Genomic DNA, 11308 nt, shown 5'->3' on the forward strand with positions numbered 1-11308 from the left:
CCGAAACGGCCTAAAACAACTTGACAAAACACAATGCGCTTGGTTATACCGATCTCCTCTGCGATCTGACGCGCAGTAGGTACTTCGCCTGTATCTACAAGCGTCTGGGAATACACCGCCAGCACACGACTGCGAGTGCCAGTTCCTTGACGGGCACGTCGCTTATTCGCGGCTGCGAGTGTTTCCCTTTGTGCCTTGGCATAGTCGCCTTCGGGATCGGTTTTCCAGCGTTCTGCAGCTTTTTGTCCACCTTTGCGTCCCATTGTGGCGAGGGCTTTGTGCTCTGTGCTTGTTGCACGGCCTGGGGCTGATGCGCTCGTGTATGAGCCGTTTTTGGACTGTGTGACGTATCCGCGTACTCGTCGGGTCATTGTTTGGCGGTCGCGCATGGGAGGCATTTCGTTGTCGCGCCCATCTGCGCCATAGCGTTGAGCGGTGTTGTAGGCGTGTTCTTAGGCGTCGATGATCGCTGCATCGGTCATGCGTTGGGTCGCGCCCCCAGTGTGGTGTAACGCTCGCTGATGGTGAGCCCCTTTAGCAAACCGAAGCGATATCCCGCGACTCATCCAGGGTCTGTGCGTAGACGACCGAGCTGTACAGCACACCCTTGTCTGAATGATGGATCAGTCCGGATGTGTCCCTATCAGCGCCCCAGACGCGCTGACGAGGCAAATGCATTTTTAGCCAGTGATGCTCCCGTGTGGTTGGTGATTTGCCAGCCGACAATCTCACGCGTGTGCGCGTCGAGGACTGGTGTCGGCCCATAGTTTGCGCACGCCTTAACAGGAGTAATTATCGTCGATTAACCTGGCGACTACTTGTGTGGGCGGTCGAGCTCGGCCGCGCCCCCGGGGATACCCCCTCACGGCGGGACGTCGCGGGAACAACCGGCCGCTCCCGGCCAGCGATTCGCCTACACCTCGCCCAAACGTGGCACGCCTGGCGCGCCGGCATCCAGGAAGTCGCGCACGGCACGGGTGGCCAGGCAGTCGTCTTCGTTGTAGCGGATGAGCATGTCGCGCGCGTCGATATCGCCAAGCCTGCCCGCGCGGCGCAGTGCCACGGAGCGTTCCCCATCCACGTCGTCGTCTTCCCACGCGAAGCCGACCACAGGCCCGAGTACTTTCAGGCCGAGCCCATCCGTGCCGACGAGCGAACGTCGCACCAGGGCGAACACGTCGACCCAATCCTCAGACGCGATGAACTCCGCAACCTCCGCCTCGTCCACCGAGGCAAACCTGCGTGCCGACGACCGCAGCCAGTGGTTCTCCCCACCCGCCGCATAACAGTAAGCGCGGAAGGTCTGGCCGGCCTCGCGCGCGTCGCGACGCCGCTGCATCAGCCACGACCAGAACGCGTTGAAGTTCGCCTCCTCGGCCGCACCACCAACGTCTTCCCAGGTGACAAACGCGCGGTACTCCTCGCCGTCGTACGCGCCCCACAAGTAGGCGCCCTGGTCGAGGTAGGCCTCCATGTCGATGTCGATCTCCACGTCGGCACGCGGCACCGGCGCTAACTTCTCACGCCGCAGCACCGGGATACCGGCGCGCCAGGCGCGGGCGATGGCTGCGGGTTCGGCGGGGCCGTCGTCGATAAGCGACTGCACCGTGGTGATCCCTTCCTCGCGCCACACGTCCCCGCGGCCGCCCGGCAGGAGCAGCGAAATGTCATCGAGTTCCTCCAGGCGCGGGCTGCACAGCGGCCAGAACCGGCAGGATGCGCACTGCTTCATCCGCTTCGGCTCGTCCGGGATCTCCACGGCAAGCGCCTCGCGCAACTGCGGGACGTAGCGGGCGGGGTCGACGACATACACGCGCGCCCGATCCTGCCCGACCGCTCCGCCGCGGCCATCCGCAAGCGTGCCCAGCAGCACGTGCGCCATGGCCAGGCGGTAGCCGTCAACCGTGTGGTGGCGCCCCTTCGCCTTCACGGTCATCGCGCGCCCCAACCCAAGCCGGGCGGTGGGCACCATCAACATCTCGTTCGTCGGATGCTCGCGCGCTACCCGGTGGTTCGAGATGATCACCGGCGCGTACCCGCGGTCGGTGCGCACGAGGATGTCAACCTCCGCGAGTGCAGGCGCCCCATCGATCTCGCCTTCGAGCGCCGCGTTAGTGATCAGGTGTGCGCGCCGCTTCAGCGCCAACCGCGTATCGACGACCCGCGCATCCACCCCCGCACCCGGATCGATATCAATGCGCGTAAACGCCTTTCCACGGCCATCCCCAACCGCCCGCTTCACCGGCAACGCATCGAACACAGCAGCACGACCCGCATCAATCTGCGGTTGGCGCAGCAGCGCATCCGGCAGCTCAGGCGTATCCGGGTGCGCGCGTCGCTGACGCAGCCGGTAGCGGCACCCGACAAGATCGGACGCGCGCACCGGCTGCGCTGGTTGGGCAGTTCCGCCCACGGTGGGAGGTTTCACAATGCCTGCCACGATACCCGGGCGGTGTTGTCGGACCGGCAGGTACAGTTGTTTGGAGTTAACGCAAACGAAAACGCAAGGAGTACCGACCATGGGTGTCCTGGGCATCATCCGCAAAGCACGCCGCAACGTCAAGGCCGAAATTAAGGCCGCTGAGGTGCACGCACGCCAACTGGCCAAGGATCAGGCGAAGGCCGACAAGCGCACCGCCGAACTGCTGGACAAGGCAGAAAAGCGTCTGCTGAAGGAAGAGAAGAAGGGCCTCAAGCGCAAGCGTAAGCACGAAAAGGACCTGGCCAAGGCGCACCTGAAGCGCATCGAAGAAGCCGGCATTACCAAGAAGAAGGCCAAGCAGTGGACCGGCGCCGCCCGCGTCATTGTCCCCGTCGCGCTGCCGCTGATCTACAAGGCGCTGACCTCCCTGCAGCAGAACCAGGTGAACGCCAACGCAGCAGGCCTCGGCCTGTCCGCAGGTGATCTGGCGCGCCACTCCGGCCGCGGCGCCGAGCTCAAGGCCCGCATCGAGGCGATCCGCGCAAGCGTGTCCGGCTCCGGCGAGTTGACCGAGAGCTTCAAGCGTGACGCGAGCGTGCGCCTCGACGAACTCGAGCAGGCCGTCCGCAACGCCGAACACGCCAACCCGGAGCAGCGCCGTCTGGCTCACAACTCCATCGACGAGGACCTCAACGTCCTCGCCGGCGATGTCCAGGAGCGCCTCTCCCGCTAGTTAGAGCACACCCTGCTCGCGCGCCGACGCCACGGCCGAGGTGCGCGAGCGCACACCCAACTTGTCGTAAATGTGGACAAGGTGGGACTTCACGGTGGCCTCAGACAGCATGAGTTCGTGGCCGATCTCGCGGTTCGACGAGCCAGCAGCCACTAGTTGCAGCACCTCCAGCTCGCGCGGCGTCAGCGACGAACGTGGCGTACGCTCGCGCGTTTCCAAACGGTCGCGCACCACCGGCGACATCGTGGCATCACCGCGGGCAGTCGAGCGCACCGCCGCGACCAGCTCTTCTGGCGGGGCGTCCTTCAGCAGGTAGCCCACCGCACCGGCCTCAATCGCACCGAGGATGTCCGCATCCGTGTCGTAGTTGGTCACCACCAGCACCTTCGGCGGGTTGGACATCCGGGAACGGATCTCCGCCGTCGCCTGCGCACCCGTGGTCACACGCTGGCCTTCCGCACCGGCGCCGAAGCGCAGGTCCATCAACACCACGTCAATGCCGCCGGCTTGCGCTGCGGCGATCGCGCCTTCCGCGGTGGCAACTTCTGCCACGACCTCAATGTCGTCCGCTTCTTCGAGCACGGCACGCAGGCCGAGGCGAACGATCTCGTGGTCGTCTGCCAGCAGGACTCTAATCACCGGGGACCTCCTCGTTTACGTCTTTTGGTTGATATTAACCGGCACGGCGACAGAAAGGGCCGTAGGCCCGCCCGGCGCGGACTCAATGTCCAACTTTCCGCCCAGTTCTGCCGCACGTGAACGCATCGCGTCCAGCCCCAGATGCCCCAACCCGCTGGGTTTGAGTTCCTGAGCATCCACGTCGAAGCCGCGCCCGTTGTCCACCACGTCCAGGCGCACCTCGTACGGCGCGTAGGTCAGCGTGATGCGGGTACGGGTGGCCTCGGCGTGGTTGACCACGTTGGACACCGCCCCCTGCGCGATACGCAGCAGGCCGGCCTCCACGCGCATGGGCAGCTGGATAGCCTCGCCGTCTGTCTCCACCTCAATGTCCAACTCGCCTGCCGCGGCAAAGTCACCCGCGACCCGCTCGAGCGCTTCACGTAACGACGACTCCGTCAACGGCGCCGGCGCCAACGCCGCAATCATCGCGCGCGTTTCTGCCAGGTTGTTCGACGCCGCCCGCCGCGCAGTTTCCATCTTGCGCAACGGCTGCGTCGCGTCCACACCCAACGCTTGGATGTCGCGCTCGGCGGAGTGCAGCAGCATCTGGATCGAGGACAGGTTCTGCGCCACCGTGTCGTGAATCTCGTGTGCGAGGCGCTCGCGTTCCTGTGCCACACCGGCGGCGCGCTCAGTTTCGGCGAGACGGTCGCGGGTGGCCAGGAGTTCGTCGATAAGCTGCTGGCGCTCTTGGCTGACCTTATTGATCGTGAAAAACGCCCAATCAATCGCCATCACCACCACCGCCGACAGCGCCGGTCCCATCACCCCGCCGAGCGTGAGCCCCGCCGGGATCTGCACCGCGATACTAATTGCCAGCCCCACCGCCACCCAGGCGTAGCCGAGCCAGCCGCGCATCGCCCGCAGGTAGACGAAGAACAGCACGAACACCCAGTACACCGCTACCGGCGACACCGTCGTATCCGCCACCCACAGCGCTGTCGCGCTAAACGCCCACACGATGCGGCCCCATTTGCCCCATCGGTACATCTCCACCATGCCGTAGAACAGCAGGAACGCGAACCCGGCGGTGAGCAAAATGTGCAGCAGCGCCTCGTTCAGAGGCATCCGCGCCAGCGCGCCCAGCGACACCACCATCAGGCACACGGCCAAAATGGTGATGCCGGAATCAAGCGCGCTGTTTTCGGTACGTTTTCCGGGGTGCTGCTCCAGCAGCACTAATCTGGAGCTCATGCGTTCGAGATTACCCATCGTGCTGCTCGTGCTCGCCCTCGCCGGTTGTGGGGAGCAATCGCTTAACGACGACACCCCCACCCCCGAACCCGCACCCGCCCCCGATTCCGGCCTGCCCGTCGAAGCACTGCCGGAAACCGCACGCGACGGATGGCAGGAATGCCCCTACCTGGACACCGAGTGGGTAGCGCGCACCAACGGCCAACGTGTCACCGGGGTGGGCACCGACCCCCGTTTCGACACCCCCGCCTGCCAGTTCTGGTCCTACCCCGAAGAACCCCAACTGACCGTGATCGTGCGCCACATGGACTCCCCCGAACAGGCCATGGCTGTGGTGGACTGGGCTACCCCGATCGATTTCACCCAACCCGCTGACCAACCCGAAGGCTGGGACGGCGGCCGCCACGGCGGCGGGGACGTCCCCAACCGCATCGGCGCCGCATACTCCGTGGCCAAAGGCAACGTGGCCGTGACGGTGTTTACTAACCAGGATGAGTCGGTCAAAGCCGAAGCGGTCGCCACCGAAGCAATCACTAACCTAGGGCTGTAATGAACACCATCAACGTCGCCGCCATCGTATTCACCGACAGCACCGGGCGTGTCCTGTGCGTACGCAAACACTCCAGCCCGCGCTACCAACTCCCCGGGGGCAAGCCGGAAGGCGGCGAGACCCGCCTGCAAACCGCCATGCGCGAAACCCGCGAAGAAGTCGGCATCGACGTCGACCCCGAACACTTGAGCTACCTGGGCACGTTTACCGCCGAGGCCTCCAACGAGCCCGGCCACAGCGTGACCTCCACGGTGTTCCTCCACCCCGGCCTACCCGCCGATCCGGCCCCCGCCGCCGAGATCGCCGAAGCCACCTGGATCGACCCCACGAACCACGCCGACTTTGAAATCGCGCCCCTGCTGCGCACCCAAATCTTTCCCGCGCTAACCCCCGCGAACATCAACGCCATCGCCGTGTTCGCCGGCGCCCGCGAGGGCACCGACCCGAACAACGCCACGCTCGCCCGCAGTTTCGGCGAGGCACTGGCCCGCCACGACATCACTCTGGTCTACGGCGGATCCAAGCTCGGGTTGATGGGTGAGGTGGCGAGGGGGTCGTCGAAAAGCATTGGCGTCCTCACACACCACCTGGCGCAATACGAGATCCAGTACGACGGGCTCGAGCGCCTCGAAATGGTGGACACCCTCGCCGAGCGCAAAGCACGCATGAGCGAACTTTCCGACGCCATCGTGGCCCTGCCCGGCGGCGCCGGCACCCTCGACGAACTTTTCGACGAATGGACCAACCAACAACTCGGCCTCCACCGCAAACCCATCGGGCTGCTCGGCCGCGACTTCTGGGCCCCCTTCATCGCCATGGTGGACCACATGGTCGCCCACGGCTTTGTGCGCGCCACCGACCGAGCACACCTCATCGTCGCCGACGACCCCGACGAACTCATCGCAGCACTGCGCGCCTGGCACCCACCGGTACCGCGCTGGCTCTAAGGGCTACACCGCGACGTCGTTATACGGCATCTGCGCCGACACCCATGGGTAAATAACCTCCATGAGCAGGAGGAACAGCAACACCATAATGACGGCGGTGAGCAGCCACTTCACCACCGGCGGGCCGGGCAGTTTACGCCACAACGCTGCATACATGGGCTAATCCACCTCCGTCATCGCCGGCGGGAGCGCGCCCGCCTGGTCCTTCGGCGTCACTTCCGTGCGCACCGCGTGAATGATCATGCGCTCGGCGTTAGAGAACTGTGGGTGACACGTGGTCAATGTAATCAAGCCCTCCATGCCGGGCTCCACCTTCGTAGACTTCGACCCCGGCATCGGGTTGACCACCTCAATGTTGCCCGGCAGCGTGATCTCCCGGCCAAGCACGTGCTGGTAATCGCCCGACGCGATGCGCTCATTCATCTGCTCCGGCAAGCATCCGGCGCCCTCCGCGTGACGAGCCGCCGGATCCGGCGACAACGGCATCACCCGGTACGTCACCCATTCGCGCTGCGTCTCCACCACAATCGCGTCGCACGCCTTCAGTGCGCCAAGGTCGTTAAACGGCGCACCCTTGCCCACACGGTGACCGGCAACCGCGAAGTTGCCATCTTGGCCCGGGAACTGCGTATCCGGGTAGTGGCCCGGACCCGTGAGCAACTGCGCCTCCTGCACGCCCTCGACGATGGCGAACTGGTAGTCCTGCCCAAACGCCGGGATATACATCTTCGCAAGCGCGTCCCCCAACTCGGCGTGCTTCGCCTGACGAGGGTTCACCCACTGCTCCTCAAGCTTCGACTGCACCTCGTCCTGCATCTTCGCCGACGCCAAGTTCGTCCAATAGGACTCATAAAACGCGAACAGCAAAAGCAGCACGCCAACCGTCAGCAGGACCTCGCCAATCACCTGCGAGAAACTAATCCGATTCTTCACAGCCCTACCTAGATGGAGTAGTCCGGCGGCGGCGCACCCAGCTTCGACTTAGCCAAGGTCTTCGCAGTGTGCAAGGGGGCACTGTCACGCAAAATGCGCGCACCAGCAAGCCCACCCTCCAAAAAGATCAGCAGCTCATCCGTCAACGAGGACGAATCGTAGCCATTCTTCTCATTGAGCAACTCCGTGATCGTGGAATGCATCCACAGGCGATGATTCCTGCAGGTCTCCACAATCCGCTCCTCGGATTCCGTCTCCGGGCGCGGATACTCGGCCGCAGCGTTGAGGAACGGCGAGCCACGGAACTCCTTCTGGGGCTCCTCCTCGATCGCCATATCGAACAAGGCGAGGATCTTCGAATCCGCATCCGGCGCCTTCGCCGCACGCTCACCCCAACGTGAACGGTACTGCTCGTCGAGCTCCTCCAGGTACGCAACAACCAAGTTGTCCTTCGACCCCAGCAGCGAGTACAACGACGCCTTCGCCACATCCGCCTCACGCAAAATGCGGTCAATGCCGATGACGCGGATGCCTTCTTCTGTAAACAGCTTCGTCGCGGCATCCAGCAGACGCTGCCGAGGACTCGGACGATCGCGGCGGCGCGCAGGCGCCTTCTTCTTACTCGTGGCGGCGGCCAATAGGAACTCCTTTCGCGCGCCTAAAACAGGACCATCTCAATATAGACAAAACGGTTCGTCTATTCCAGCGAAAAGCCCCCGGAGCAGCTCACTCCGGGGGCTCAAAGCAGATTGCTTATCGACGACTACCTGTCACCTTATTCACAATCCACAGCAGAATCACCGCACCGATCAGGCAGGTCAGGAAACTAAAGAAGCGTCCCCCGCCTTCCACATCAAAGCCGAGCAGGCCAAGCAGCCAGCCACCGATGAAACCACCGATAACACCGACCAGAATGTTCAGGCCGATGCCCATCTGTGCGTCACGGTTCTGCATCTTGGATGCGATCCAGCCAGCAAGGCCACCGATAATAATCCAGCCGATAAAACCAAGTGTTGGAGTCATGTTGAAATCCGTCCTTATAAATAGATTTTGTCAGTTACCCCTACCATTGTCCCTCGTTTTTCGGACTTTTGGGTAACGAATCTATTACTCCTCCGGACGGACCACCATCATCGGGCACGGCGCCGACTGCAGCAGCGCACGCGAAGTGGACCCAAGCAGCATGCCCTTGAAGCCGCCGCGACCGTGCGAACCGGTCACCAGCAACTGGGCGTTCTCTGCCGCGTTGGTCAGTGCGCGCACCGGACGGTCACGTGCAATAACCTTCTTCACCTGGACATCCGGGTACTTCTCGATCAGTTCGGCCAACAACTCGTCGAGAAGCTGCTGCTTATCCTGCTTCACAGCTTCCCAGTGATCCTCAGCCACCGCGTACCCAGCACCAGGGCCCTGGATGTGCGTATCCACCCAAGTGTGCACCGCAACCAGCTCCGCACCACGCGCCGCCGCCTCCTCGAAGGCAACTTCAGTTGCGCGCTGCGAAACCTCGGAGCCATCCACACCGACCACAACCGGGCCGTACTTGTTCTCTTCGGTCACCGCGCTATCCTCGCGCACCACCACAACCGGGCAGTTCGCGTGCGACACCACAGCACCAGAAACGGAGCCCAGCACCATGCCAGACAGGCCACCCAGACCACGGGAGCCCATCACGATCATCGTGGACTCATTCGACATACGCAGCAGCATGTCAATCGGAGAACCCTCAGCCACCGCGTGGCCAATGTGCAGGTCCGGCGCCACTTCAAGTGCGATATCGCGGGCACGATCCACGGACTGCATCGTCTCGCGCTGGAGTTCGTCGAAAATCTCCGCCGGCGGAACCATGCCCTCCGCGTACAGGAACTGCGGCATGGTGTAGCTCGCAGCCAAACGCAGCGGAATACCACGCTTCATCGCCGTATTCGCCGCCCAACGCACCGCATTATCTGAAGCGGGGCTGCCATCGACAGCAACAACGACGATGTCTTCGCGGGTCTCTTCCTGGGTCATTATCTCAGCCTTTCTGAGGTAGACAGGTGGTTATACCCACATTCTAGTCGCGCAAGCGCAAGTTAGCGGGGAATCTCCACCGGGGTTGCTGCCGGCGCATTCGCCGGATACAGCAAGTTGTAAATCAGGGTCAACGCGTCCGCGATCGCCTTACCAATGCCCTGCGAAAAGAAGCCCATCAACGGCTCAACCAATGCTCCTAAATCCATGCGGGCTAATCTACTACACACTATGGCGAGAAAGAAGGGTCCACCAGCAATGCCGCTGCCACCCCGCGGCGGCCTCGGCGCATCCCGCGCCCGCGTCCCCGAAGGCGACGGCATCCGCGCCATCGACTTCATCTGGCACCTCGTCTCCACTCAGCGCCACCGCCACCCCGAAGACAACTTTTCCGCAGTACAACAGCGTTTCGACGACTCCCTCGTCGTTCACCGCGACACCACCCCAATCTCTCCCGAGGACTGGCTCGAACCCGGCACCGACGTCTTCTTCTACCGACGTCCCGCCCCCGAAACCCCCGTCCCCTACGACATCGTTCCAGTCTTCGAAGACGACAACATCCTCGTCGTGGACAAGCCACCATTCCTGGCGACGATGCCGCGTGCCTCCCACATCACCGAAACCGCCACCGTGCGTCTCCGTCGCGCCACCGGGAACGAAGAACTCACCCCCGCTCACAGATTGGACCGCGGCACCTCTGGTTTGTTGCTGTTGACCAAACGCCGCGAAGTCCGTGGCGCCTACCAGGAACTTTTTGCCCGCCGGGAGGTGGACAAGATGTACGAGGCGATCGCACCGTATGTTGCACTGTCCGTACCTGCAGACTGGTCCCACCACCTGGTCAAGGTTGCTGGCGAAGCCGCTGGTTCTGTACTCGTGGGTGAGGAGCCGAACTCCCACACCGAGGTAGCTTCCGTTACTCGGCTGCCTGCCGAGCAGGAGCAGGGGTTGCAGTCACTCTATGGCGTCACCGTTCCTCTGGCACGCTACGTCCTCCACCCAACGACCGGCCGCACCCACCAACTGCGCCTCCAGATGATGACCGAAGCCGCCCCCATCCTTGGCGACACCATCTACCCAGTCCTACTCCCCGCCGACGCCGAAGACTTCTCCCGCCCCATGCGTTTACGTTGCATCGGCTTAGGGTTCGTAGATCCATTGACCGGCGAAGATCGCTCCTTCGCACTGAACTAGAGGCGGGAAGGCCTGACAGCTCCTTCGTTGGCCAGTCCGGCTGTCACAATCTGTCGGGACCATTTCTGACTTACCGGAACCCCGAATGCAAAACTGCACATCACACCTTTCGCTGACCTGGGCGGAGTGTAAACCCTGCAGCCGATGAGGCATCATTTTGCATCGATAGCTGTTCGCGCCAGACATGAAGTATCTACGGGCGGGTGGAAACCGCTTGGCTCCGCATTGCGGACTAGTGGGGGTGTACCCATTAACTATGCAGCGGCATAGTCATGCCCGATCCCCTCCTTACTCTGCATTGCGGACAAGTGGGTGGACACCAACTATGCAGTGGCATAGTGAGCCTCGTTCCGATTCTCACTTCGCGTTGCGGACAACCTGGTGGACACCAACGATTCTGTTGCCTCAGCCAGGTCACGGGCGGTTGGGAACCCAGCCGTTGACTATGCAGTGGGATAGTGACGCCGGTTTTGTCGTTGATTCCGCATTGCAGACATTCCGACTCCGCATTGCGGACTAGTTGGTGGTCACCAACGAAATGTAGAGGGATGGGAATGTGAAAAAACACCCGTAGATGAAACTGGGTGGTTTCGTCTACGGGTGTTTGTGTGTGAAGTTGTTGGGTCGGCGGTAACCTACTC

General features: G+C 62.9%; 13 protein-coding genes and 1 pseudogene. 4 read left to right on the plus strand and 10 right to left on the minus strand.

Annotated features, from left to right (window positions below; genetic code table 11):
• Positions 1 to 263 (minus strand): annotated as a pseudogene (locus tag HMPREF2656_RS13200) (hypothetical protein); the annotation flags it as partial.
• Positions 264 to 913: 650 nt separating this feature from the next.
• Complete coding sequence (locus HMPREF2656_RS12280; protein WP_246825169.1) at positions 914 to 2413, minus strand: TM0106 family RecB-like putative nuclease; 1500 nt, start codon at positions 2411 to 2413, stop codon at positions 914 to 916.
• 106 nt (positions 2414 to 2519) lie between these two features.
• On the opposite strand from HMPREF2656_RS12280, the gene HMPREF2656_RS12285 reads away from it, so the two are divergent.
• Complete coding sequence (locus HMPREF2656_RS12285) at positions 2520 to 3155, plus strand: DUF6474 family protein (protein ID WP_070453376.1); 636 nt, start codon at positions 2520 to 2522, stop codon at positions 3153 to 3155.
• On the opposite strand, the gene HMPREF2656_RS12290 is transcribed toward HMPREF2656_RS12285, so the two are convergent.
• Positions 3156 to 3794: a LuxR C-terminal-related transcriptional regulator gene (locus HMPREF2656_RS12290; protein WP_070422656.1), complete on the minus strand. Its 639-nt coding sequence runs from the start codon at positions 3792 to 3794 to the stop codon at positions 3156 to 3158.
• 15 nt (positions 3795 to 3809) lie between these two features.
• Entirely contained in the window at positions 3810 to 5030 is a 1221-nt protein-coding gene (locus HMPREF2656_RS12295) for a sensor histidine kinase (RefSeq protein ID WP_070816926.1), read from the minus strand.
• On the opposite strand from HMPREF2656_RS12295, the gene HMPREF2656_RS12300 reads away from it, so the two are divergent.
• On the plus strand, positions 5029 to 5580 hold the full coding sequence (locus tag HMPREF2656_RS12300; protein ID WP_070816927.1) for a DUF2020 domain-containing protein: 552 nt from the start codon (positions 5029 to 5031) through the stop codon (positions 5578 to 5580). The two genes, HMPREF2656_RS12295 and HMPREF2656_RS12300, sit on opposite strands and share 2 nt — an antisense overlap.
• Positions 5580 to 6527 (plus strand): TIGR00730 family Rossman fold protein, encoded by a 948-nt coding sequence (locus HMPREF2656_RS13535; RefSeq protein ID WP_083319550.1) that lies wholly within the window; start codon positions 5580 to 5582, stop codon positions 6525 to 6527. Before HMPREF2656_RS12300 ends, HMPREF2656_RS13535 begins: the two co-directional genes overlap by 1 nt.
• A gap of 3 nt (positions 6528 to 6530) precedes the next feature.
• Here the strand turns inward: HMPREF2656_RS13535 and HMPREF2656_RS13205 are convergent, their stop codons facing one another.
• The 6 genes from HMPREF2656_RS13205 to HMPREF2656_RS13210 form a co-directional block, all read right to left on the minus strand.
• Positions 6531 to 6683, minus strand: a complete 153-nt coding sequence (locus HMPREF2656_RS13205) for a hypothetical protein (protein WP_168156436.1) — start codon at positions 6681 to 6683, stop codon at positions 6531 to 6533.
• A gap of 3 nt (positions 6684 to 6686) precedes the next feature.
• Entirely contained in the window at positions 6687 to 7460 is a 774-nt protein-coding gene (locus tag HMPREF2656_RS12310; RefSeq protein WP_070816928.1) for a class E sortase, read from the minus strand.
• Positions 7461 to 7468: 8 nt separating this feature from the next.
• Positions 7469 to 8098 (minus strand): TetR/AcrR family transcriptional regulator, encoded by a 630-nt coding sequence (locus HMPREF2656_RS12315; RefSeq protein WP_070615663.1) that lies wholly within the window; start codon positions 8096 to 8098, stop codon positions 7469 to 7471.
• Positions 8099 to 8213: 115 nt separating this feature from the next.
• A complete protein-coding gene (locus HMPREF2656_RS12320; protein WP_070422660.1) occupies positions 8214 to 8483 on the minus strand; it encodes a GlsB/YeaQ/YmgE family stress response membrane protein in 270 nt (89 codons plus the stop codon).
• A gap of 84 nt (positions 8484 to 8567) precedes the next feature.
• Entirely contained in the window at positions 8568 to 9473 is a 906-nt protein-coding gene (locus HMPREF2656_RS12325; protein ID WP_070422661.1) for a universal stress protein, read from the minus strand.
• 62 nt (positions 9474 to 9535) lie between these two features.
• The gene (locus HMPREF2656_RS13210) at positions 9536 to 9682 is read right to left on the minus strand and encodes a hypothetical protein (protein ID WP_167594476.1); all 147 of its coding nucleotides are present in this window, start codon (positions 9680 to 9682) and stop codon (positions 9536 to 9538) included.
• Between HMPREF2656_RS13210 and HMPREF2656_RS12330 the strand changes: the two genes are divergently transcribed.
• The gene (locus HMPREF2656_RS12330) at positions 9618 to 10667 is read left to right on the plus strand and encodes a pseudouridine synthase (protein WP_141761093.1); all 1050 of its coding nucleotides are present in this window, start codon (positions 9618 to 9620) and stop codon (positions 10665 to 10667) included. The two genes, HMPREF2656_RS13210 and HMPREF2656_RS12330, sit on opposite strands and share 65 nt — an antisense overlap.
• Positions 10668 to 11308 lie beyond the last annotated feature (641 nt).

This window comes from Corynebacterium sp. HMSC034B08 (assembly GCF_001835805.1).
GTDB lineage: Bacteria > Actinomycetota > Actinomycetes > Mycobacteriales > Mycobacteriaceae > Corynebacterium > Corynebacterium coyleae.